20 protein-coding genes are annotated in these 22143 nt (G+C 72.9%); 13 read left to right on the forward strand and 7 right to left on the reverse strand.

Annotation, left to right across the window (positions count from 1 at the left end):
* Nucleotides 1–5 precede the first annotated feature (5 nt).
* Genes ABZX11_RS36520 through ABZX11_RS36570 form a run of 11 tightly spaced genes read left to right on the forward strand, consistent with a single transcriptional unit; the run spans nucleotide 6 to nucleotide 14745 of the window.
* Nucleotides 6–2870, forward strand: a complete 2865-nt coding sequence (locus tag ABZX11_RS36520; protein ID WP_354921992.1) for a condensation domain-containing protein — start codon at nucleotides 6–8, stop codon at nucleotides 2868–2870.
* Nucleotides 2867–3190, forward strand: a complete 324-nt coding sequence (locus ABZX11_RS36525; protein WP_176177228.1) for an acyl carrier protein — start codon at nucleotides 2867–2869, stop codon at nucleotides 3188–3190. The genes ABZX11_RS36520 and ABZX11_RS36525 overlap by 4 nt, the downstream gene beginning before the upstream one ends.
* On the forward strand, nucleotides 3187–6567 hold the full coding sequence (locus ABZX11_RS36530) for a thioester reductase domain-containing protein (RefSeq protein WP_354921995.1): 3381 nt from the start codon (nucleotides 3187–3189) through the stop codon (nucleotides 6565–6567). Before ABZX11_RS36525 ends, ABZX11_RS36530 begins: the two co-directional genes overlap by 4 nt.
* Complete coding sequence (locus tag ABZX11_RS36535) at nucleotides 6564–7403, forward strand: 3-hydroxyacyl-CoA dehydrogenase family protein (protein ID WP_176177230.1); 840 nt, start codon at nucleotides 6564–6566, stop codon at nucleotides 7401–7403. Before ABZX11_RS36530 ends, ABZX11_RS36535 begins: the two co-directional genes overlap by 4 nt.
* A gap of 13 nt (nucleotides 7404–7416) precedes the next feature.
* A complete protein-coding gene (locus ABZX11_RS36540) occupies nucleotides 7417–7695 on the forward strand; it encodes an acyl carrier protein (protein ID WP_176177231.1) in 279 nt (92 codons plus the stop codon).
* Nucleotides 7688–8797: an acyl-CoA dehydrogenase family protein gene (locus ABZX11_RS36545; protein WP_354921999.1), complete on the forward strand. Its 1110-nt coding sequence runs from the start codon at nucleotides 7688–7690 to the stop codon at nucleotides 8795–8797. Before ABZX11_RS36540 ends, ABZX11_RS36545 begins: the two co-directional genes overlap by 8 nt.
* Nucleotides 8794–9768 carry a 3-oxoacyl-[acyl-carrier-protein] synthase III C-terminal domain-containing protein gene (locus tag ABZX11_RS36550; protein ID WP_176177233.1) on the forward strand — a complete coding sequence of 325 codons (975 nt, stop codon included), beginning with the start codon at nucleotides 8794–8796 and terminating at the stop codon, nucleotides 9766–9768. Before ABZX11_RS36545 ends, ABZX11_RS36550 begins: the two co-directional genes overlap by 4 nt.
* Before the next feature lie 26 nt (nucleotides 9769–9794).
* A complete protein-coding gene (locus tag ABZX11_RS36555) occupies nucleotides 9795–10859 on the forward strand; it encodes an HAD-IIIC family phosphatase (RefSeq protein ID WP_354922062.1) in 1065 nt (354 codons plus the stop codon).
* Nucleotides 10856–12415 (forward strand): amino acid adenylation domain-containing protein, encoded by a 1560-nt coding sequence (locus ABZX11_RS36560; protein ID WP_354922003.1) that lies wholly within the window; start codon nucleotides 10856–10858, stop codon nucleotides 12413–12415. The genes ABZX11_RS36555 and ABZX11_RS36560 overlap by 4 nt, the downstream gene beginning before the upstream one ends.
* Nucleotides 12412–13677, forward strand: coding sequence for an MFS transporter (locus ABZX11_RS36565; RefSeq protein WP_354922006.1), 1266 nt, complete (start codon nucleotides 12412–12414; stop codon nucleotides 13675–13677). Before ABZX11_RS36560 ends, ABZX11_RS36565 begins: the two co-directional genes overlap by 4 nt.
* Nucleotides 13678–13698: 21 nt before the next feature.
* On the forward strand, nucleotides 13699–14745 hold the full coding sequence (locus ABZX11_RS36570; RefSeq protein ID WP_354922009.1) for a MupA/Atu3671 family FMN-dependent luciferase-like monooxygenase: 1047 nt from the start codon (nucleotides 13699–13701) through the stop codon (nucleotides 14743–14745).
* Here ABZX11_RS36570 and ABZX11_RS36575 read toward each other — a convergent pair.
* Both ABZX11_RS36575 and ABZX11_RS36580 read right to left on the reverse strand, forming a co-directional pair.
* Nucleotides 14733–15692: a 3-oxoacyl-[acyl-carrier-protein] synthase III C-terminal domain-containing protein gene (locus ABZX11_RS36575; protein ID WP_354922012.1), complete on the reverse strand. Its 960-nt coding sequence runs from the start codon at nucleotides 15690–15692 to the stop codon at nucleotides 14733–14735. The two genes, ABZX11_RS36570 and ABZX11_RS36575, sit on opposite strands and share 13 nt — an antisense overlap.
* Before the next feature lie 68 nt (nucleotides 15693–15760).
* Nucleotides 15761–16483, reverse strand: coding sequence for an SDR family NAD(P)-dependent oxidoreductase (locus ABZX11_RS36580; RefSeq protein ID WP_354922015.1), 723 nt, complete (start codon nucleotides 16481–16483; stop codon nucleotides 15761–15763).
* Between the two features lie 439 nt (nucleotides 16484–16922).
* On the opposite strand from ABZX11_RS36580, the gene ABZX11_RS36585 reads away from it, so the two are divergent.
* A complete protein-coding gene (locus tag ABZX11_RS36585) occupies nucleotides 16923–17363 on the forward strand; it encodes a hypothetical protein (protein ID WP_354922018.1) in 441 nt (146 codons plus the stop codon).
* 141 nt (nucleotides 17364–17504) lie between these two features.
* Here ABZX11_RS36585 and ABZX11_RS36590 read toward each other — a convergent pair whose 3' ends face one another.
* Together ABZX11_RS36590 and ABZX11_RS36595 are read right to left on the reverse strand one after the other, a co-directional pair.
* Nucleotides 17505–18188: an ANTAR domain-containing protein gene (locus tag ABZX11_RS36590; RefSeq protein WP_354922021.1), complete on the reverse strand. Its 684-nt coding sequence runs from the start codon at nucleotides 18186–18188 to the stop codon at nucleotides 17505–17507.
* Nucleotides 18189–18675: 487 nt separating this feature from the next.
* Nucleotides 18676–18978: an antibiotic biosynthesis monooxygenase gene (locus tag ABZX11_RS36595; RefSeq protein ID WP_176177241.1), complete on the reverse strand. Its 303-nt coding sequence runs from the start codon at nucleotides 18976–18978 to the stop codon at nucleotides 18676–18678.
* Nucleotides 18979–19166: 188 nt separating this feature from the next.
* Between ABZX11_RS36595 and ABZX11_RS36600 the strand changes: the two genes are divergently transcribed.
* Entirely contained in the window at nucleotides 19167–19580 is a 414-nt protein-coding gene (locus tag ABZX11_RS36600; protein ID WP_354922025.1) for a heme-binding protein, read from the forward strand.
* Between the two features lie 290 nt (nucleotides 19581–19870).
* Here ABZX11_RS36600 and ABZX11_RS36605 read toward each other — a convergent pair whose 3' ends face one another.
* The 3 genes from ABZX11_RS36605 to ABZX11_RS36615 all read right to left on the reverse strand — a co-directional run bounded on the left by ABZX11_RS36605 (nucleotide 19871) and on the right by ABZX11_RS36615 (nucleotide 22092).
* Nucleotides 19871–20470 carry an MEDS domain-containing protein gene (locus ABZX11_RS36605; RefSeq protein ID WP_354922028.1) on the reverse strand — a complete coding sequence of 200 codons (600 nt, stop codon included), beginning with the start codon at nucleotides 20468–20470 and terminating at the stop codon, nucleotides 19871–19873.
* A 120-nt stretch (nucleotides 20471–20590) separates the two neighbouring features.
* Complete coding sequence (locus ABZX11_RS36610) at nucleotides 20591–20776, reverse strand: hypothetical protein (protein WP_354922031.1); 186 nt, start codon at nucleotides 20774–20776, stop codon at nucleotides 20591–20593.
* The gene (locus ABZX11_RS36615; RefSeq protein ID WP_354922034.1) at nucleotides 20773–22092 is read right to left on the reverse strand and encodes a helix-turn-helix domain-containing protein; all 1320 of its coding nucleotides are present in this window, start codon (nucleotides 22090–22092) and stop codon (nucleotides 20773–20775) included. The genes ABZX11_RS36610 and ABZX11_RS36615 overlap by 4 nt, the downstream gene beginning before the upstream one ends.
* Between the last annotated feature and the right edge of the window lie 51 nt (nucleotides 22093–22143).

Here is a 22143-nt window from a genome sequence, read left to right on the forward strand (position 1 = left end):
TTCCGGTGTCCTCGCCCATTGCTTCGCCCGATCGGCCGCACGGCGGTTCCGGCCCCGGGGCGGCGCCGCTGTCGGCGGCCCAGCGCCGCCTGTGGCTGGTGGACCAGGCCGCCCCCGGCGCGGCGACCTACAACGTCCCGGTCTTCCTGCGGTGGCACGGCCGGGTGGACGTGCCCGCCCTGCGGGCCGCGCTCACCGAGGTCGTCCGGCGGCACGAAGTGCTGCGCACCCGGTACCTCCTGCGGGACGGCGATCCCGTCCAGCAGGTGGTCCCGGCGGCCCCGGTCGACGTCGAGGTCGTCGCGACCGAAGACGCCCGTGAAAGCGCTTCACACCGCGTGGCGCTGCCGTTCGACCTCGCCGCCGGGCCGGTCCTGCGCGCCACCGTCTTCCACGGCGCCGAGGACGCGGTGTTGCTGGTGCTGCACCACATCGCCTTCGACGGCTGGTCGCTCGGCCGCCTCGGCACCGACCTCGCGCTGGCCTACGACGCCGCCGTGCACGGCCGGCCGGTGCGGCTGCCCCTCCTCGGCGAGCAGTACGCCGGCTTCGCGCGGCGGGACGCCGCGGAAGCCGGGTCGGCCGAAACCGCGGACCGGATCGGGCGACGGCTGGCCGAACTGGCCGGGGTGCCTGCCGGGCTGACCCTCGCCGGGGCGCTGCCGCGCGGACCCGGCCGCCGGGTCGTGCGCGACGGTGCCGAGCAGGCCGCCGTCCTGTCCGCGCCGCTCTGGCAGTCGGTGGCGGACTACGCGCGGGCCCACCGGTCGACGCCGTTCGTGGTGCTGTTCGCGGCGTTCCAGCTGCTGCTGCGGCTGCGTTCGGCGCGCACGGAGTTCCTGGCCGCCGCGATCACCGCCAACCGGAGTTCGGTCGAGGTCGAGGACCTGGTGGGGTTCTTCGTCAACACGGTTCCGCTGCGGTGCTCGGTACCGGACGGCGCCGACTTCACCGAGCTGTGCCACCGGGTGCGCGGCGAGGCCTACCGGGCGCTGACCCACCAGCGCATCCCGTTCGACCGGCTCACCGCGGCCGCCCGGACCGAGCTCGTCGACGTCGCCTTCGCGCTGCAGAACTTCCCCCGGCCGCCCGCGGACGTCCCGGTCCGCTGGGACCAGCCGGAGATCCTGCCGACCGGCACGGCCAAGTTCGACCTCCTGCTCACCGTCGAGCCGCGCGGCGACGGGGCCCGGGTGACCCTGGAGCACGACACCGGCCGGTACCCCGCCGACGTCGCCGCCGCGTTGCTGGAGTCCTATGTGGACATCCTGGCCCTGGTTCTCGCCGACCCGGCAGCGGACCTCTCGCGGTTCGCCGCGGAGCCGGCCGCCGAAGAGCCCGTCCGGGCGGAGGAGCCCGGCACCACTGCGTTGTCCGGCACGCAGCACCGTGCCGCGGAGCTGTTCGTCGCCGCGCTCGGCGAGCTGGGGGCCGAGGTGGGCGAGCTCGGGCCGCGGGCGGACTTCTTCGCCCTCGGCGGGCATTCGCTGCTGGTGGTGCGCATGCTCCGCCGGATCGAGGACGAGACCGGGGCGGCCCTGTCCGCCCGCCGGTTCCTGGCCGACCCGACGGTGGCCGGGCTGGCCGCCCTGCTCGCCGAACCGGCGCCCGCCGCGGCGGCCCCGGTCCCGGCCGACTCGGGGCCGGAGCGGCCGGCGACCGCGGCGCAGCAGCGGTTCTGGTCACTGGACCGGCTCCCGTGGCTGCGGCAGGCCTACGTCGTCCCCGCCGTCGTCGAGCTGCCCGCGGGCACCGACCCGGACCGGCTGCGGGACGTCACCGCCGCGGTGCTGGCCCACCACGGTGCGTTCCGCTCGGTCTTCCGGCTGGACCGCAAGCGCCGCCGGGTCGTGGTCCGGACCGGCGACGCGGAACCGCCGGTGACCGTGACCGACGCGCGGGCGTGGGACGCCGATCGGCTGGCGGCCCACCTCGCCGAGGCCTGCTGGGCGGGGTTCGACCTCGCCGCGGGACCGCTCGCCCGGGCCGAGGTCGTCTGCCACCGCGACGGTGTCTCGCTGGTGGTCGTGGCCCACCACATCGTCTGCGACGGGCCGTCGATGGACCTGGTGCTGCGGCAGATCGACGCACTGGGCCGCGGCGAGCCGCTCGCCCCGGCCGTCCCGCCTTCCCCCGCCGAGGAAGACGGCGCCGACCGGGACACCGAGGCCGTCATCGCCCGGCTGACCGGGGCACCGGTGGACGTCGCGCTGCCCCACGACCGGCCCCGGCCGCCCGAGCAGAGCACCGAAGCGCTCGTGGTCCGGGCGTCGCTCGGCCCCGAGCGGGCCGCCGCCCTGCGCGCCACCGCGACCGCCGCCGGCTGCACGCCGTTCATGCTCGGTGCGGCCCTGCTCGGCGTCGCCCTCGCCCGCGCGAGCGCCCAGCGCGACTTTCTCTTCGCCTTCCCGTGGTCGACCCGGTCGGCGCGGGACGCCGGCACCGTCGGGATGTTCGTCGACACCCTGCTGCTGCGCGTCGACCTGCGGGACGACCCGTCCTGGACCGCACTGCTGGGCCGCGTCCGCGCGGCGAGCCAGGCCGCGTTCGGCACGTCGCTGGCGCGCTTCGACGCCGTCGCGGCCGCACTGGACCCCGGGCGCGACACCAGCAGGCCGCCGGTGACCCCGGTGTACCTGACCGTGCGCGACACGCCACCACCCGGCCGGCTGCGGCCACTGAAACCCTTGCACATCAAGTACGAGCTCGAGCTCACCGTCGTCGACGACGGTGAGGAGCTGGCCTTCGAGCTCGCGGGCCTGACCGCCCTGTTCGACCGCGGCACCGCGGAAACCCTGCTCGCCGCGATAGTCACCGCCGCCGAGGACCTCAGCACCGGTCCGTCGGCCCGGCCACTGGAGGAGATGTGACGACCAGCGAAGGAACCGGCACCGAACTGGAGGAGCGGGTCCGCGCGGTGTGGGCGGAGATCCTGGACCTCGCCGACCCGGCGGCGCTGCCGCTCGACCGCAACTTCCTCGACGCGGGTGGCTCGTCGTTGCTGCTCGTGATGCTCTGGGAGGACCTGCGCGAGCTGACCGACCGGCAGCTGCGGGTGTCGGACCTGTTCCGGCACTCGACGATCCGCGCCCAGGCGGCGTTCCTCGCCGGCGCCGAAGACCGGGTCGCCGCCCCGGCGGGACCGGCCGCGCGGGGCGCTCTGCTCGGCCGGGCCGGTGGGCGGGCATGAGCAACAGCAGCCCTTCGGGGGGTCCGGGTGGCGGAGCCGCCGTCCCGGCGCAGAGCGCCGGCAACAGCACAGATATTGCCGTCATCGGCGTCGGGTGCCGGTTCCCGGATGCCTGGACGCCCGCGCAGTACTGGCGCAACATCGAGCGCGGTGTCGTGTCGATGCGGGAGCTGAGCGACGAGCAGCTGCGGGCGGCCGGGCACTCGGAGGAGGCCCTCGACGCGCCCGGGTTCGTCCGGGTCGGCGCGTCGCTGCCGGGCGTGGCCGACTTCGCCGCGGAGTTCTTCGGTTACAAGGCCCGCGAAGTCGACGCCATCGACCCGCAGCAGCGGATCTTCCTCGAAGCCTGCTGGGAGGCCCTGGAGTCGGCCGGGCACCCGCCGCGCCCGGACGGTCCGGTCACCGGGGTCTTCGCCAGCAGCGCGGCCGGCAACTACTCGGCCGCGGTGTTCGCGGCGCGCGTGCGCGACGAAGGCCTCGCCGCGGCGGTCGGCGACCTGGACCTGACCCTCGGCGGCCAGGCGGACTTCATGACCTCCCGGGCCGCCTACAAGCTGGGCCTGCGCGGTCCTTCGGTGAGCGTGCAGACCGGGTGTTCGTCGTCGCTGACGGCGGTGCACTACGGGACGCTCAGCCTGCTGTCCGGCGAGAGCGACCTGGTGCTCGCGGGCGGGGCGACGGTGCTCGACCCACTGCTCGGCTACCAGCCGGCGCCCGGCGGGTGGGTGTCCGAAGACGGGTACGTGCGGTCGTTCGACGCGAAGTCGAGCGGAACGACGTACGGCTCGGGCGTCGGCGTCGTCGTGCTGCGGCGGCTGGCCGACGCGCTCGCCGACGGTGATCCCGTGCTGGCCGTGCTGCGCGGCACGGCGGTCGGCAACGACGGCGGCGACCGGCTCGGGTACGTCGCCCCCAACCTGGACGGTGTCGCGGACGTCGTGGCGGCCGCCTTGCGCGTCTCCGGCGTCCCGGCCGGGCTCGTCCGCTACGTCGAGGCGCACGGCACCGGCACCCCGCTGGGGGACCACGTCGAGCTGCTGGCGCTGGCCAAGGCGTTCCGGCTGAGCACCACCGAAACCGGCTACTGCGGGCTCGGCTCGGTGATGGCGAACATCGGGCACCTGGGCCCGGCGGCGGGCATCGCCGGCTTCATCAAGGCCGTGCACGTCGCCCGCACCGGCGTCCTGCCCCCGCACCCGGCGTTCGATTCCCCGCGCGACCCGGCCGAGCTGGCCGCGAGCCCGTTCCACGTGCCGACCGAGCGGGTCGTCGACCCGGCCGCCGACCGGCACGTCCTGGTGAACTCGATGGGCGTGGGCGGGACCAACGCGGTCGCGGTGCTCGGCGCGCCGCCGGCGCCGTCGCGTCCGCCGGCCGAAGCGGGCGACACGGTCCGGCTGGTGCTGTCCGCGCGGACCCGGGCCGAGCTGGACGCGCTGTCGCGGCAGCTCGCCGACGAGCTCGACGCGCCGGACGCCCCGGTCGGCGACATCGCGCACACGCTGCGGGTCGGCCGGGCCGCGTTCGGCGAACGGCGGGTCGTGACGGCCCCGCCCGGCCGGCTCGCCGCGGCGCTGCGGCTGCCCCGGCCCCCGCTGGCCGCCACCGCGCGCCCGGTGCCGCGCCGCGCGGTCGTCGTCGGGACGCAGCCGCCCGCCGGCCTGCTCGCCGCCCTCCCGCCGGACACCACCGTGTCCACTGTGGACCCCGGCGAGGCGGACGGAATCCACCGGATCTTCGCCGACGGGCCGGGCGAGCTCGACGAGCTGCTGGCCACGGCGTGGCTCAACGGCGTCGACGTCGACTGGGCAGCCGCCGCGGGCGGGACCGGCCGCCGGGTCCCGCTGCCGACCTACCCCTTCCAGCGCAAGCGGTTCTGGCCGCTGGACCGGCTGGACGTGTTCGCGCCCGCCCGCCCGGCGGCCGAGCAGCCGGCGGCGACCGGGTCCCTGGAAGACGACATCGCCGGTCTGTGGGGTGAGCTGTTCGACCGCGAGACCGTCGGCGTCGACGAGGAGTTCGGCGCGCTGGGCGGGACTTCGCTGCTGTCGGTGCAGATGGCGCTGCGGCTGCAGCAGCGCCACGGGGTGCTGGTCAACGTCCACCGCGCGGGCGGCAGCCGGGCCACCGTGCGGCGGCTGGCGGGGATCGTGCGAGCGCAGCTGGCGGACGGCACCACTGAACCGTCCGAAGTGGACGATCATGGCCCGCTGGTCGACGCCGACCTGAAGCTGCCGCTCGTGCCGATGTCGCGGCGGCGGGCCCCGGGCCGGGACGTCCTGCTCACCGGCGCCACCGGCTACCTCGGCGCGTTCCTGCTGCACGAGCTGCTGAAGACGACGCAGGGCCGGGTGTACTGCCTGGTACGGGCCGCGGATCCGGCGGAGGCGGCCGCCCGGTTGCGGGAGGCGGCCGCCGCGGTGGCGCTGCCGGCACCCGATCCGGACCGTGCCGTCGCCGTGCCCGCGGACCTGCGTACCTTCGGCGAGACCGCGGACTCGCTGGCCGGGGGCGTACTGGCGGACCGGATCGGGCACGTCGTGCACTGCGCGGCCCGGGTGGTGTTCACCGAGCCGTACCGCGTGCTGCGCGAGGACAACGTCCTGCCGCTGGTGGATCTGCTCAACTGGGTGCGCCGCCACGGCATCCGCGACTTCAGCCTGGTCTCGACGCTGGCCGCGACCGCACCGGCGAGCGGGACCGACGGCACCCGGCTGGAGACGCGGCGCCAGCCGCTGCACCCCGACCTCGGCGGCTACGGGATCAGCAAGTGGGTCGGCGAGCGGCTGCTGGAGCGGGCCGAAGAGGACGGCATCCGGGCGCGGGTGTTCCGGCCGGGCCTGATCATGGCGGCCGGCAGCACGGGCGCGTGCAACGCCCGGGACCTGGTGTGGCTGATGCTCGCCAGCGGCCTGGCCACCGGCACCCACCCGCTCGACGACCGCGCCGAGCCGGTCGCCCCCGTCGACGTCATCGCGCGGGCGATCGCCGAGCTGGCGCTGAGCCCGGCGTCGGCGGGCCGGGTCTACCACCTCGCCGACGAGCGCTCGATCGGCACCCGGGACCTGTTCGGCCTGCTGGCCGGCACCGGGCTGGAGACCGACCCGATGCCGTTGCCGGACTGGCGGGCGATGGTGGCCAAGGAGGCGCTCGCCCGTGACAGCCGCGTGCTGTCGGCGGTCGCGCTGTACGAGCTCGAGGGCCACGAGCTGGCCGAGGACGCGGTCCAGGTCCGCGCCTGGCAGCCCTGGCTGCGCCGCCGAGGTCTCAGCTCGGCGATCGACGGCGCACAGCTGCGCCGCGGTCTGGAATTCCTGGCCGCGCACGACGAAGCGTTCGGTGAGTTGCTGCCCGAACTGGCGAAGGAGGGCAAGTGAGCGGGGAACGGCTGGCGGTGCTCGGTGCCGGGGTCATGGGTACCGCGATCACGACGCTGGCGGCGGGGCACGGCCTGCCGGTGACCGTCGTCGACGTCGACCCCGCGCGGCTTGCCGCGGTCGAGGCCGATGTGCGGGGGCAGCTGCGGCTGGCGCAGCTGATGGGGAAGCTGCCCGGTGATGTCACGGCCGGGGAGATCACGCCCGCGGACAACGTCGCCGCCGTCGCGGAGGCCGATGTGGTGATCGAGTCGATCACCGAACGGCCCGAGCTGAAGGCGAAGGTGCTCGCCGAGGTCTCGGCCGTCGTGCGGCCGGGGGCGCTGCTGGTGTCCAACACCTCGGCCATCCCGATCGACGAGCTCGCCGGCTCGGTCACCCATCCCGGGCGGCTCGTCGGCATCCACTTCATGAACCCGCCCTACCTGATCCACGCGGTCGAGCTGATCCGCGGGCCGCGCAGCACCGATGCGGCGATGGCCGCCGCGGCCGCTCTGCTGGACCGGCTCGGCCGGGCCCCCGTCGTCGTCGGTGACGGTCCGGGCTTCGTGATCAACCGGATCCTGCAGCGGACGATCAACGAGGCGGCGCGGATCGTCGAGGAGGGCATCGCGAGCCCGGAGGCGGTGGACGCGGCGTTCACCGGCTGCCTCGGGCACACGACCGGGCCGCTGGCCACCGCCGACCTGATCGGGCTCGACAACGTCGTCGACTCGCTGCGCGTGCTGCACGAACGCACCGGCGACGCGGGCTACGAACCGTGCGCGCTGCTGCTGCGCAAGGTCGCCGACGGCGACTTCGGCCGCAAGACCGGCCAGGGCTTCCACCGACACTGACCCGAGGAGAGCTGTGAGCACAACGACCAACCAGGAACCGGTCACCGCGGACGCGGTCCGGGCGGATCTGCTGACCTTCCTGGAGCAGCGCACGAAACAGGCCGTCGACCCGGACCTCGACCTGTTCGCCTCCGGGCTCGTCTCCTCGATGTTCGCGATGGAGCTGGTGGTGCACCTGGAGAGCGCGTTCGGCCTGACGATCGGCGGCCCCGACCTCAAGCTGGACCACTTCCGCACCGTGACCGCGATGACCGCGCTGGTGCTGCGGCTGCGGGAGACCGCCGATGGCTGAGCTGCACACCGAAGCGGCGGCTCTCGCCACCGAGCTCGCCGCGGACGCCGCCGCGGGCTGGGACCTCGCCGGGGAACTGCCCCGGCCGGTGCTGCGCGAGCTCGGCGTCAAGGGCGTCCTGTGCGCGCAGGTGCCGTCGGACCACGGCGGCCTCGGACTGTCCAGTGTGGACAACGGGAAACTGACCGCGCACGTGGGGACGTTGTGCGGTTCGCTGCGCAGCGTGCTGACGTCGCAGGGCATGGCCGCATGGGCGGTGCAGCGGCTGGGCACCGCCCGCCAGCGCGCCGCCCACCTGACCGCGCTCACCGGGGGTTCGCTCGCAGGCGTGGCGTTCAGCGAGCCCGGTGCCGGCAGCGACCTCGCCGCGATGGCGACGACGCTGACCGTCGAGGGCGACGAGGTCGTCGTCGACGGCGCGAAGGTGTGGGTCACCGTCGGGGCCTACGCCGACCTGCTGGTGGTGATCGGGAAGCTGGACGGCCAGGCCGGGTGCGTGGTCGTGCCCGCCGACGCGCCGGGGGTCCGCGTGACGCGGGTGCCCGACCCGCTCGGGTGCCGCGCCGCCGGGCACGCCGACGTCCGGTTCGACCGGGTCCGGCTGCCCGCCGACGCGCTGCTCGGCGGCACGGCCCTCCCGCTCGGCATGCTCGTGACGACCGTGCTCACCTACGGCCGGATCTCCGTCGCGTGGGGCTGCGCCGGCATCCTCCGCACCTGCCTGGCCGAGGCCGCCCGGCACGTCTCGGCGCGGCGGCAGGGCGGGGTGGCGCTGAGCGAGCACCAGCTCGTGCGCCGGCACCTGGCCGGCCTGTACGTCGCCGAACGGTCCGCGACGCTGGCGTGCGCCCGGGCCAGCCGGTGCTGGGATGAGGGCGACCCGGACCTGGGCGGGGCCGCCGTGCTGGCCAAGCACCTCGCCGCGACCGGGGCGGCCGCGGGCGCGGCCACCGCCGTGCAGCTGCTGGCCTCGGCCGGCGCCCGGGACGGTCACCCGGTCGCGCGCGCGTACCGGGACGCGAAGCTGATGGAAATCATCGAGGGCAGCAACGAGATCAGCGAACTCGTGCTGGCCGAAGAAGCCCTGCGGACGTGGGCATGACGGGAGCGGACGTGATCGGGATCGGCACCGTCCACTGTGTCCTGCCCGAGGACTTCACCGAGGTGCCCGCCCTGCCCGAACTGGACTCCCTGCCGTCCGAAGAGGCCGAGTTCGCCACGGCCAGCGGGATTTCCCGGGTCGGCGTCTTCCCCGAGGCCGACACGGCGGAGTACGCGACGCGGGCGTGCCAGGAGCTGCTCAAGGAAGCACCCGGCGAACCCGACGTGCTCGTCATGGTCGGCCCGCGGGCGCCGGACGTCCTGCTGGGCTCGGACGTCGGCCGGGTCCAGGCCGGCTGCGGGCTGGAGAAGACGTTCTCCTTCACCGTCGACGGGCTCGGGTGCGCCGGCTCGAGCGTGGCGTGGGCGCTGGCCCGGGACCTGCTGCTCGCGGACCCGGCGAAGCAGAGCGTCCTGATCACGCACGCGAGCCGCCCGGCCGGCGCCGACCGCGTCCGCTACCCGGTCACCGTGATCGGGGACGGCGCCTACGCCATGACGGTGGTCCGCGGCGGCCGGCCGGAGCTGGTGGCGCACCGGCAGGAGACCGACGGCAGCTTCCACGACCTGTTCCGTGTCGACTACAAGCAGGCGCCGTGGTACGAGTGGCGCGAAGAGTGCCAGTCGCCCGACCGCTACCGGTTCGAGCTCGCCATGCACAGCAGGCTGCGGTTGAGCCGGCTGGTCGACGAGGTGCTCGCGGAGGCGGGACTGGGCAAGGACGGTGTCGCCGCCACGCTGATGCAGAACGTGACCGCGAGCGCCTTCGACTTCTACGAAACCCTGCTGGGCCTGCCGATCCACCCGGTGTGCGCGCGAAACCTGGCCGGGTACGGGCACGTCGGGGCGATGGACGTGGTGCTCAACCTCGACGCGCTGCTCGGCTCGGGCGAGGTCTCGGCGGGGGAACACGTGCTGGTGTTGAACAACAGCCCGGTGGCCGCGTGGGCGGTGTCGCTGTGGCGGGTCTGAGCGGGAAGGGAACAGCCGTGACTACGGTGAAGTGCCTGGTCTGGGACCTCGACAACACGTTGTGGCGGGGCACCCTGCTGGAAGACGCCGAGGTGGGCGTGGCCGAGGAGGTCCGCGCGGTGGTGCGCGAGCTGGACGCGCGGGGCATCCTGCAGTCGGTGGCCAGCCGCAACGACCACGACCACGCCTGGCAGCGGCTGGAGGCGCTCGGCCTGGCCGAGTACTTCGTGCTGCCGAAGATCGGCTGGGGCCGCAAGTCCGATTCGGTGCGCGAAATCGCCGACGAGCTGAAGTTCGCGCTCGGCACCATCGCCTTCGTCGACGACCAGCCCGCCGAACGGGCGGAGGTCGCCCACCACCTGCCCGAGGTGCGCTGCTACGACGCCACGGACGTCCTGGAGCTGCTCGGCCGGCCGGAGTTCAGCCCGGCCACCGTCACGGTCGACGCGCGGCGGCGCCGCACGATGTACCAGGCCTCGTTCCGCCGCGACGCCGCTCGCGACCGCTTCGACGGGCCCGACGAGGACTTCCTGCGCTCCCTCGAGCTGGAGCTCGGGATCCGGCGGGCGGGGGAGGAGGAGCTCTCCCGCGTCGAGGAGCTGACCCTGCGCACCAGCCAGATGAACGCCACCGGCGTGCACTACCCGGACGCCGTGCTGCGCGACCTGCTCTCCGACGAGCGGCACGAGGTCCTGGTGACCACGCTGACCGACCGGTTCGGGCCGCACGGCGCGGTCGGGGTGCTGCTGGTGGCGAAGGACGCCGAAGCGTGGCACCTCAAGCTGCTCGCGACCTCCTGCCGGGTGGTCTCGTTCGGCGTCGGCGCGATCGTGCTCGGCTGGCTCGCCGACCAGGCCGCGCGGGCCGGGGCGCACCTGGTCGCCGACTTCCGGCCGACCGCGCGCAACCGGATGATGGAGATCGCCTACCGGTTCGCCGGTTACACCGAAGCCCCGTGCGGCTGCCAGGCCGGCCTGGCGCCGGCCGAAGAGGGCGTCCAGCGGCTGCACCTCGTCCCGCGGCGCACGGATCCGCCGTCGACGATGAAGGTCACGGCGCCTTCGCTGACCGGTGTGGCGGTGACGGCGTGACGCTCTACGAGATCTTCGCCGGCACCGCCGCCCGCACACCCGACGCCGTGGCGGTCGAAATCGGTGCGACCACGCTGACCTACGCGCAGCTGCACCGCTGTGCGCTCGGGCTGGCCGGGCGGATGGTGGCCGAGCACGGCGGTCCGCCGGCCCGGGTGGCGCTGCTGGCCGCGCACACCGTGACGACGTTCGCCGGCTACCTCGCCGCGCAACGGCTGGGCGCCGCGGTACTGCCGCTGAACCCGGCCTACCCGGTGCGGCGCAACCGGACGGTCTGCGACCTGGCGCGTCCGGACGTGCTGATCGCCGACGAGTCGGGCGCCCCGCAGCTGGCCGGCCTCGCGGACGCGGTGCCGACCGTGCTGGCCCCCGCCGACACCGAGGTGCTCGCCGGGGCCGGGGAACCGCCGCTGCCCCCGCACCCGGCCGACGACGACGCCGTCGCCTACCTGCTGTTCACCTCCGGCTCCACCGGGCGGCCGAAGGGCGTGCCGATCCGCCACCGCAACGTGGTGCCCTACGTCCGGCACAACGTCGAGCGGTTCGCCGTGGGCCCGGGCTGCCGGATGTCGCACACCTTCGACCTGACCTTCGACCCGTCGGTGTACGACCTGTTCGTCACCTGGGCGGGTGGCGCGACGCTGGTCGTGCCGGGCAAGGCGGAGCTGCTCAGTCCGGTCGACTACCTGGTGGGCCGGGGGATCACGCACTGGTTCTCGGTGCCGTCGGTGGTCTCGGTCGGCGACGAGCTCGGCACCCTGCCCAAGGGGCGCGCGACCGGCGTGCGGCACAGCGTGTTCATCGGCGAGCCGCTCACCTACGACCAGGCCGAGAGCTGGCAGGCCGTGGCGCCGGACGCGGTGATCACGAACGTGTACGGCCCGACCGAGCTGACCGTGGCCTGCACCGAGTTCCGGCTCGGCCTCGACCCGCTGAGCTGGCCGCCGACGTCGAACGACACGGTGCCGATCGGCCCGGTCTACGGCTTCCTCGACCACGTGGTGCTCGGCGACGACGGGCGGCCCGCCGAGGAGGGCGAGCTGTGCGTCCGGGGGCCGCAGCGGTTCGACGGCTACCTCGACCCCGCCGACGACGCCGGCCGCTTCCTGGCCCACGGCCCGGACGGCACGACGCCCTACGAAGGCGGCGGCCTGACCCCCGAGCACTACTACCGCACCGGGGACCGCGTCCGGTTCGAGGAGGGCGGGCTGGTGCACCTGGGCCGGCTCGACAACCAGGTGAAGGTGCGCGGCTACCGGGTCGAGCTCGGCGAGATCGAGGCCGCGCTGCGCCGCCACGAGCGGATCGGCCAGGCCGTGGTGCTCGCCCGTCCGAGCGGGGGCGAGACCGTGCTCGTCGGGTTCTACACCGGCGACGAGCAGCCGTCCGGGGAGCTGCGGCGCTGGTTGCGCAAGCACGTCCCGCTGCACATGGTGCCGCGGCGCCTGGTGCACCTGGCCGCGCTGCCGCTCAACGCCAACGGCAAGATCGACCGCCCGGCGCTGCGCGAGCAGCCCGCGTTCACCGGTGTCGAGCTCGAGCCGAGCGGCCGGTGACGGCCGGGCCCCGGCTGCGCGCCGCGCTGGCCGAGCTCGTGCCGCCCGCGGGCGTCGTGCGCGTGATCAGCGTCAGCAACCTGGCCAAGACGACCGCGCACGGCATCATCATGTCCGTCAGCGTCCTGTACTTCACCGGGTCGCTGGGCCTCGCCGCGGCGCAGGTCGGGCTGGCTCTCACCATCGGCGCGCTGGCCGGGATGGTGGTGGCGGTGCCCGCCGGGCACGCGGCCGACCTGCTCGGCCCGCGCAACGCCACGGTCATCGCCCTGTGCGCCCTCGGCGTCACCGCGTGCGGCTACGCGTTCGTCGGCAGCTTCGCCTGGCTCACGGTGACCGCCTGCCTGGTGCTGATGGGCGAATCCGCGACCGACGCCTCGCGCGGCACGCTGGTGGCGGCCGTGGTCCCGCCCGAAGACCGCGTGCGCGCGTGGTCGTACTTCCGCTCCATCGCGAACATCGGCGTCTCCGCGGGCGCGGTGCTCGGCGGGGTCGGCCTCTACCTCGACTCCCGCACCGGGTACGTCGTGCTGCTCCTGCTCGCCGGGGTGCTGTTCGCCGTCGCCGGGCTCTGCTACCTGCGGGTGCCGAGCGTCGAGCCGGTGGCCCAGCCGGCAGGCGGGCCGCGCCTGCGGGTGCTGCGCGACCGGCCGTACGCGGTGTTCGCGCTGATCAACGCCGTGCTGATCATGAACGGCCCGCTGCTGACGGTCGCGCTGCCGCTGTGGATCGCCCGCCGCACGGCGGCGCCGTCGTCGCTGTTCTCCGCGCTGCTGGTGCTCAACACCGTGTGCGTCGTGCTGCTGCAGGTCCGGGTCTCCAAGGGCGCGGAGAAGCCGGACGGCGGCGCGAAGTCGTTGCGGCGTGCGGGATTCGTCCTCGCCGTCACCTGCGGGCTGTACGCCTTCGCGGCCGGGTTGCCGGTCTGGGCCGCGGTGGTGGTGCTCGTTTCCGGCGCGCTGGCGCACGTGCTGGGGGAGATGCTGCACAGCGCCGGTGCCTGGTCGCTGGCCTACGGCCTGGCGCCCGACCACGCCCAAGGCCAGTACCAGGGCCTGTTCGGCATGTCGACCCAGCTGGGGTCGACCGTGGCGCCGTTCGCGGTGACCGTGCTGATCATCGGCGGCGGCGCACCGGGCTGGCTGGTCTTCGGTGCGGTGATGCTGCTCGCCGGGCTGGCCGCGCCCGCCGTCGTCCGCTGGGCCGGCGCCACCGCCGCGGACCGGGCCGCGGTGGCGGCCGCCCCGGCAACCGACAACTGACCGCTCTGGAGGGGATTCCCGGTGGATTTCAGCCTGTTCTACTTCGCCAACGACAGCACCGCCGAGTCCGGTGACCGTTACGAACTGCTTCTGGAAGGCGCGAAGTTCGCCGACGGCAACGACTTCGCGGCGGTGTGGACGCCGGAGCGGCACTTCCACCCGTTCGGGGGGCTCTACCCGAACCCGGCGGTGACCGGGGCCGCGGTCGCCGCGGTGACCGAGCGGGTGGCCATCCGCGCCGGCAGCGTCGTCGCGCCGCTGCACCACCCGGCCCGCATCGCCGAAGAGTGGGCGGTGGTCGACAACATCTCCGGCGGCCGGGTCGGGCTGTCGTTCGCGTCGGGGTGGCACGCGTCGGACTTCGTCCTCAACCCGGACGGCTACGCCGACCGCCGCCGGCTCGTCGTCGAGCACGCCGAGCAGGTGCGCGCGCTGTGGCGCGGCGAGGAGATGTCCGGCAAGGACGGCGCCGGCACCCTGCAGCGGTTCCGCACCTACCCGCGCCCGGTGCAGGCGAACCTGCCGATCTGGCTGACCAGCGGCGGCTCGGTGGACACCTTCCGCGCGGCCGGCACGCTGGGGGCCGGGCTGCTGACGCACCTGCTCGGCCAGGACGTCGGGCAGCTGGCGGAAAAGATCGCCGCCTACCGGGAAGCGGTGGCGCAGCGGCCGGACGCCGACGGCTGGCCCGGGCACGTCGTGCTCATGGTCCACACCTTCCTCGGCACCGACGAAGACCACGTGCGCGACCGGGTCCGCCCCGCCCTGAGCGAGTACATCCGCAGCTCGCTGGGCTTGATCCTGGGTTCGCAGCTGGACGGTAAACGCCGGGTCGACCCGGCGAAGCTGCCGCCGGACGAGCTGGACTTCCTGGTCGAGCACTCGTTCCGCCGCTACTTCGACGACGGCGGGCTGCTCGGCACCGTGCCCAAGGCGCTCGGCATCGCGCGGGGGCTGGCGGACATCGGCGTCGACGAGGTGGCCTGCCTGGTCGACTTCGGCCTCGACACCAAGACCGTTCTCGCCGGCTTCGACCACCTCGACGAGCTGCGGCGTCAGCTGCCGTAGCGCAGTGCGGTCACGCCCCAGCTGAACCCCATGCCGCTGCTGGCGACGAGCACCGTGTCACCCTCGGTGAGGCGGTGCTCGTCGAGCAGGCCGCGCAGGGCGATGAACGGGTCCGACCCGCCCATGTGCCCGAGGCGGTCGTAGTTGAACACCGATTTCGCGGCCGGAACGCCGAGCGTGTCGAGCAGCCGTTCGTGCATGCCGCGGTCGCCCTGGTTCATCAGCAGGAACGCGATTTCGCCGAGCGGCAGCTCGAGTTCGCCGAGGATTTCGGAAACGAGCTCGACGAAATTGCGGACATAGGCGTCGCCGAGCCCTTTCCGGTGCCCGCGCCGGCGCATGAGGATGCGGTCGTCGACGATTTCCCCGCGGTAGTAGTCGGCCCACGCCGGATCGGTCCGCATGGCCGAGTGCACGACCTCGAACCGGACGTCGTGGGCGCCGAGCAGGACGGCCGCGGGCGCGTCGCCGAAGTTGAACAGCGGTTTCGAGTCGGGGTCGGCGTGGTCGACGAGCCCGGCGAGCCGGTCACCGGACAGCACAAGGACGTGCTCGGCGCGGCCGAGGGCGATCTTGTCCGCCGCGAGCTGGACCGCGGTCATGGTGGCGTTGCAGAAGTTGGCGACCTCGAAGCAGTGCGCCCGCCGGATGTCCAGCTCCTCGGCCACCCGGGCGGCCGGCGACCAGAAGGGGACGTCCCATTCGCCGGACCCGGCGTAGAGCACGTACCCCACCGAGCGCGGGTCGACCCCGGACCGCTCGAGCACCTCCCGCCCGGCGTCGGCGGCGAGCTCCCAGGCCTGTTCGTGGTCGTCGAGGACCGGAATGGTCTCGGTGTGCGTGATTTCGAGGATTTCTGGCAGCGGCACGCCCGAAGCGGCCTGCAGATCCGGGACCTTGAGCACGCCGCTCGGAAAACGGACGGAAAAATCGATGATTCCGGGCACCGGAAACCCCCTGGTGTCGATTCGCGTCGACCCCATCTTAACGTGTTTGCGCGGGTTTACGGAGACTTTCAGGGAAGGGGAACGCCGGTGTGCTCGGCGAGCGCGTCGAGGAGCCGGTCCTGGAAACCGGGATCGCCGGCCGCCGGATGCCGGTCGTCGTGCCGCCGGTGGTACCAGTAGCCGCCGCTGGTGAGCGCTTCCGGATCATCGGCGGTCGCGAGCCACACCTGCGTCAGGCGGCCCTCGCGCAGATCGTCGGGAGCGCCCGCGCCACCCATCCGGGTCGGAACCCAGCCGGGATCGACGGCGTTGCTGAACACCCGCGCCCACCGGCGGGCCACCGCGGCGGCGAGGGTGGTCACGAACAGCTTGCTGTCCGAATAGGACGCTGTCGGGCGCGTTCCCGACCAGTCGAGCCCGGCGAGACCGGCCCGGCCACCGCGGTGCATGCCGCTGCTGAGGTAGACCAGGCGCCCGGGCGTGCCGACGAGGGCGGTGAGCAGGTAGGGCGCGACGACGTTGACGGGCAGCACCGTGGGGCCGGTCATGACGCCGGCGTTGTGGATCACGGCGTCCACCGGCCCGAGGCGGTTGACCTGCTCGGCGACGTCCCGGGTCTGCTCCGGGTCGGCGAGGTCGCCGAGGACGACGTCGGCGCCGCGGGCGGCGAGGTCGTCCAGCCGTCCGGTACCCCGCCCGTGGGCGACGACGTGGTGACCGCCGGCGAGCAGCTCTTCGGCAGTACCGCGGCCGAGGCCCTGGGTGGCGCCGGTGACGAGGATCCGGGCCATCGGTTCAGGAGCCCGGTTCGATGTTGGTCATGCCGCCTAGCCTCGCCGACGCCGACGTCTCGGGCAAGTTCCGCGGCGCCCGCCCGCCAGGTTCGCGGGCTGCCCCGAACAGCTTCGAGGCAATCACGAACTCGGTTCGCTCACTCCTGAAGGCTGGTTCGAAAACAACTGAAGCAGGTGGTCGTAGGTCGCCCAGCATAGGGCAGACTCCCGGTGCTTGCGGGCTGCTCCTTGCGTGCCGACCTGGTGTGTGTCGTGTGCCGAGTCGGCGGGGGACACCGTTGCGTTACGACGTCGCCCGGATCCCCGCGGCGTCGTAACGCCCGAGGACGCCGACGACAGTGGGGGAGATCGGACTGACATTCCTAGTGCTCAGGACACGGGAAGTTCGAGGAGGACTTGTGGGGCACCATCGGAGACCGCGCGTCATCGTCACCTCGTGGTGGTGTTGGTTCTGGTCGTAGCGCTGGTGGCTGGCGGAGTGACGGCCTGGCTGCTCGGCGGCGGATCGCTGCCGGGCGGTTTGAACGCGACCGCGGGCGAGGCGTTCCATGACCTCGGCAGCGGGGTCAGCGTCGCCGCCGGCGCGCCGGAGACGCTGAAAGCGGTCGCCGACGACCACGTCGCGAAGCCGCCCTTCGTGGAAACCGCATCGCTGGGCGGAGTCGTGCACGTCACCCCGGACGGGGATCTTTTCCCAGCCGGTCACGCTGCGGTTCGCGCTGAACCGGCCGGTCGACGCGGCCGACGTGGTCATCGCAGTCAACCGGACGGGCGCGGCCGAAGGCTGGGAGCTTGTCAGGCCGTCCAAAGTGGAAGGCGGGTTCGCCTTCGTCACGACGAATCACCTGTCGTGGTGGGATCCTCTTTTCCGGAGTAAGCCCACGGCGCGGATCGTCGGCAAACGCCGGTACCCGATCCTGGTGAACTACGCGGGGATCACCGTGGCGCAGCGGCCGAAGGACGGTTCGGCGTCGAGTGGCTGCCGTTCGCCGTCTCTCGCGACCGGCCAGGTCGAGGTTCAGGGGCCCGGGACGGTGCAGTCGATCAGGGCTTGGGCGATGTCACGCAGTTTGATGTTGGTGTGCTGGGACAGCCCGACGAGGATGGCGAACGCCTCATCGGCGCTACAGCCACGTTGGCCGATCAGAATTCCTTTGGCCTGCTCGATCACTCCCCGCGTCCGCAAGGCCCCGCGCAGCTGGCGATTCTCCCGCAATGTCGCGCGGTGAGCGTGCTGCAGCCGGGCGAGGGCCTTCGCGGCTTCGTGCGGCGGCCGTGGGGCCGCCTGCACCAGGTCGGTGACGTCCTCGACGTGGTGCAGGATGCCGGCGACTCGGCCGTCGGGGTCGCGTAGCGGCACGTTGATCGGCGCCCAGACCTTCGGCACGAACGTCCTGCGGTCGGCCGGGGCTGGAACGTCGTAGCGCTGCAGGCCCATGTTGTGGGACCGGCCCTCGCGCAGGACACGCTCGAGCGAGCCGGAGAGGTTGGCGACGCCGTCGGCGTCGGCATCGGTGAGATTGTCGGGGAACGCGTCGAACAGGTACGCCCGATCCAGATCGGTGGAACTGGTCAGCGTGGCCGTGGTGTAGGCCGGGTTGGCGGCGTGGATCCTGAGGTCGGGGTCGAGGACGAGGTACGCGGCGGGGGCGGCTTGGAACGCCGGGTCCGTCTTGAGCTGATCGAGTATCGCGTAGGTCATGGTTGTTCTCCGGCGGGCGGTCTGACGCCCCGCGCTGTTCGGGCTCCCCTGCGAGCAGACGGCCCCCGGCTCGGAAGTGTGCTCGACAGGCTCGACCGATTCCGGTTCGGATGGTTGCACAGAGTCGCATCAGGCCTACCCGATCGTGATGATGCTGCAGGCCACATCGACGGGCCCCGAGGTGATTCGGGCAAGAACCGGTTGATCGCCGGTGCCGGGTGCGCCGCACGCGGCACCGGACCCCCGACTCGGGTGCCCCACGGCGTTGGGGATCACTGCGCGCAGCACCTCGGTCGACTTCACCCGTCGTCTTCATCGCGCTGCCCTCGATGACGAGCGCGCATGGCGTGTGGTTGGTGTCGAGCACCCCAGACCGGACGACGTGGCATCGGCCGCCCCGGAGGGTATGTCCGCTTCGCCGTCCGGCTACCCGCCGCCAGGAAGGCGCGGCACCCCGAAGGGAGCTCGGGGCTGTGTTCGGCTCTTCTTATTTCAGCTTCGATGCCAGCACATCGAGTTGCGCGATGTCCGGCGGCTTCGAGAACAGCTCGTCGGCCCGCGCCCCGAGGGCTTGGCCGACTTTTCCCTGCAGGTGGGCCGTGCGGCCGGCGTCGTCGGGGAAGAAGTCCACGATCGCGTACGTCGTCGGTCCGAGTTTGACGGCGAACCAGGGGTAGGTGTCCGGCTCGTCCTCGACCAGCGAACGGCCGGTGTTGAGGAATTCTTCGACGTCGGCCTCCTTGCCCGGCTGTGCCTCCAGCGTGACGAGCAGTCCCACCGTGACGGCCATGTCTGCCTCCTGCGGTTCGTTCGGTCTCCGGACCGGTCCCAGCATCGGGCGGGGTGGCGGGGCGGGGCTTCGGCCCGCCGGGCCCGAGATCGACCGCGGTTGTCGGCCTGCCGGGCGGAGGCGCCCGGGGCCGGACGGCACCAAGCTGGGGGCTCACCACCGCGTACCCACGACAGGAGGCCCTGGCCATGACCGTCAAGACGGAGTCCGTGTCCCTTGAGGACGCCCGGCGCGTCGTCGCCGCGGGGGAGGCCAAAGCCGCTGAGATCGGCTCGCCCAGCAACATCGCCGTCGTCGACGCCGGCGGCAACCTCGTCGCGCACATCCGGATGGACGAGGCGTGGATCGGGAGCGTCGACATCTCCATCAACAAGGCCTTCACGTCCCGGGCCTTCGACATCAGCACCGTCGACCTGGCCGCCAGCGCGGGTCCCGGTGAGCAGTTCTTCGGGATCAACGCGTCGAACAACGGACGCGTCATGATCTTCGCGGGCGGGATCCCGCTGCGGCACGACGGCCGGGTCGTCGGTGCGGTGGGCGTCAGCGGCGGTAGCGGTGAGCAGGACCAGACCGTGGCCGAGGCCGCGGCGAAGGCCTTCTGACGACCGTCCCCGCGGCGAGATCGGCGGCGCTGCAGCGCGAGCACTCGTCGGACTTTCCAAATGGGGGCCGCCCCGACCGCAGTGAACGCCTGATTCCGCGGTCGGGGTTGGCGAACCGGCTGCTGGACCGGGGCGCAACGGCGGCTACGACCGTGTCGCCGGCCTCGCCCTGCCGCTGCTGGGACGTGGGTGGAGGCCCGCTCACGTTGCCGGTGCCCGGTGTGGGCCGGGAATGGTCGGTACGACGGCGTCGAGCATGGGGCTGGGGATCGCCAGAACGGTAGCGGCGGTTACACCAGGGTCGCCGGGGGCAGGTAGTACGGGTTCTCCAGCAGTACTCCGCACATCAGCACCTGTGGGTGGGTCTTGAGCAGGTCGAAGACGATGTTCTCGCGGTACCGCGTGATGTCGTAGACGCACAGGATCGCTTGCGGGTAGCGGCTGGTGAAGTCGTTCAGCGCGGCCTCGTAGCGGAACAGTTCGGTCAGTCCGGGCAGCTGTGGGTGCCACCAGCGTGCCTCGGCGCCGAGCCGGACGAAGGGGTAGCCCGCGGCCATGGCGGCGGACACGGCCTTGTCCCAGAATTCGATGATCCGGTCGATGCTGAATTCCTCCGGCGACAGCAGCCGGTTTCCTGCCGCCCGGATGTCCAGTTGCGCGGAGCCGACGCGCCCTTCGATGTCGTCGACGTTCTCGGCGAGCCGGTCCAGGAAACCGGCGACTTCGTTCTCGTGCACGCCGAAGAGGCATTTTTCGCCGGCCTGCAGGCCTTCGCTCAGGAAGGGCAGGAGGACGCTGTCGCGGTCTTCTTCGCCCACGTGCAGTGCGCAGATGTGCTGTCCCGGTTCGATCACGACGCCGGGGGTGCCGAACTTGCGGGGACTGGTCATGAGGGATGCTCCGTTCGCTGTCGGGGTCGTGACCGTTTTCCGGCGACGAGAGGTAGTAGGGGTGTTCGACGAGCGTTCCGGCCATCGAGACTTTCGGGCGTGCCTTGATCATCGGGATGATCAGGTCGCCGCCGAAGAGGTCCAGGTCGTAGAAGCACAGGGTGCGCCCGAACGGACGGTCACGGCGCAGAGCTTGCGCCGTGACCAGCTGTCGAGCATCGCGAAGCCCGGCGCCAGCGCGGCGTCGTCGAGGAGCACGTTGCGATCGGTCCGGTCCTTCAGGTCCATCGGCACCTCTCTGGTCATTGCGATCCGCGCAGCACTTGCCACGTCCGGGTGGCGAGGTGCAGGTTTAGCCTGCTGTCCACGTCGTTGAGGTCGAGTTCGGTGATTTCGCGGATCCGGCCGAGCCGGTAGCGCAGGGTGCTGCGGTGGATCGTCAGCGCGGCGGCGGTGTCGTCGTAGTTGCCGCCGCATTCGAGGTACTGCGCGAGCGTCGGGACCAGGTCGGCGTTGCGCTGGGTGTCGTAGTCAAGGAGTTTGCCGAGCCATTCGCGGACGAACTCGAGGACGTCGCCGTGGTTCTCCCCGGTGTCGAGGATGCGGTAGATCCCCAGCTGTTCGAACGTGGTGAAGCCGTTGGAGGCCTGCGAGGTGCGCCGGATCTCGAGCGCGCGTACCGCTTCGGTGTAGGACTTGGGCAGCCGTCCCGGGTGGTCGCAGCGGCTGCCGATGCCGATCGCGCCGTCGGCGCCGAGGCTTTTCGACAGTGAGGCGTAGAGCGCCGCGCCGTCCAGGTGCCCGGCGGTCAGCAGTACGACCGTGCCCGAGTGGCGCGACACGAGTGACGGGAGCCCGAGGGTGGTGACGGCGCGTGCGGTGGCTTCGGCGACGACGTCGTCGGCGATGTCATCGGACCACCTGAGCACGACCACGTGGTGTGGGCGGCGGAGGTCGTGGCCGATCGCGTCGGCGCGGGCGTAGGCGCTGCCGTCGTCGGTTCCGGCGATGAGGTCGTCCACCAGGTCGCGGCGCAGGCGCAATTCGGCCTCGGCCAGGCTGCGCTGGTGGGAGAGTTCCAGTGCCAGCACGGTCGTGCCGTATTCGAGGGCGAACACCTCGTCGGCGCCGGCGGTCCGTGCGGGGTCGATCAGGGCGAGCACGCCGAGCACCTCGTGCCGCGGCCGCACCAGGGAGATGAGCCGGTCCTTCACGCGGACCGGTACGGGCAGGGTCGCGGCGTGGCGGAGCAGTTCCTCGCGTCGGTGGACGCCGACTTTCGGGTACGGCTCGGGCCGGCCGGGTCCGCCCCAGGCACGCAGGTTGCCGAACTGATCCTCGATCGCCACCGGCAGCGCGGTCAGCTGGTGCAGCGCGTGCGCGATGCCCGGCTCGCCGGCCCCGGAGGCGGAGATGGTGGACAGCACGTCGTGCACCAGCTTCTGCTGCTTGAGCCGCTCCACCGACGTGGAAAGCTGCTCGTTGAGCTCCCGCAGCGCCACGGCCTGGCGCCGTTCCCGCTTGAGCAGTGCCGCGGTGGCCAGTGCTGTTGCGGTGTGCTGGCAGAGTGAGTTGAGCAGGAAGGTTTCGTCTCGTGAGGGGGGTCGCTCGGCTCGGACCACGAGGTGGCCGGTCAGGCCGCCGAGCCCACGCAGTGCGTGGCACCAGCGCCA

This window comes from Amycolatopsis sp. NPDC004169, assembly GCF_040610315.1.
Lineage (GTDB): Bacteria > Actinomycetota > Actinomycetes > Mycobacteriales > Pseudonocardiaceae > Amycolatopsis.

Excerpts from the sequence above, each read along its gene's own strand:
- ABZX11_RS36610 (WP_354922031.1), bottom strand. The coding sequence starts at position 20,776 with ATGACCAGAGAGGTGCCGATGGACCTGAAGGACCGGACCGATCGCAAC.
- ABZX11_RS36530 (WP_354921995.1), top strand. The coding sequence starts at position 3,187 with ATGAGCAACAGCAGCCCTTCGGGGGGTCCGGGTGGCGGAGCCGCCGTC.
- ABZX11_RS36600 (WP_354922025.1), top strand. The coding sequence starts at position 19,167 with ATGACCGTCAAGACGGAGTCCGTGTCCCTTGAGGACGCCCGGCGCGTC.
- ABZX11_RS36580 (WP_354922015.1), bottom strand. The coding sequence starts at position 16,483 with ATGGCCCGGATCCTCGTCACCGGCGCCACCCAGGGCCTCGGCCGCGGT.
- ABZX11_RS36595 (WP_176177241.1), bottom strand. The coding sequence starts at position 18,978 with ATGGCCGTCACGGTGGGACTGCTCGTCACGCTGGAGGCACAGCCGGGC.
- ABZX11_RS36545 (WP_354921999.1), top strand. The coding sequence starts at position 7,688 with ATGGCTGAGCTGCACACCGAAGCGGCGGCTCTCGCCACCGAGCTCGCC.
- ABZX11_RS36605 (WP_354922028.1), bottom strand. The coding sequence starts at position 20,470 with ATGACCAGTCCCCGCAAGTTCGGCACCCCCGGCGTCGTGATCGAACCG.
- ABZX11_RS36590 (WP_354922021.1), bottom strand. The coding sequence starts at position 18,188 with ATGACCTACGCGATACTCGATCAGCTCAAGACGGACCCGGCGTTCCAA.
- ABZX11_RS36550 (WP_176177233.1), top strand. The coding sequence starts at position 8,794 with ATGACGGGAGCGGACGTGATCGGGATCGGCACCGTCCACTGTGTCCTG.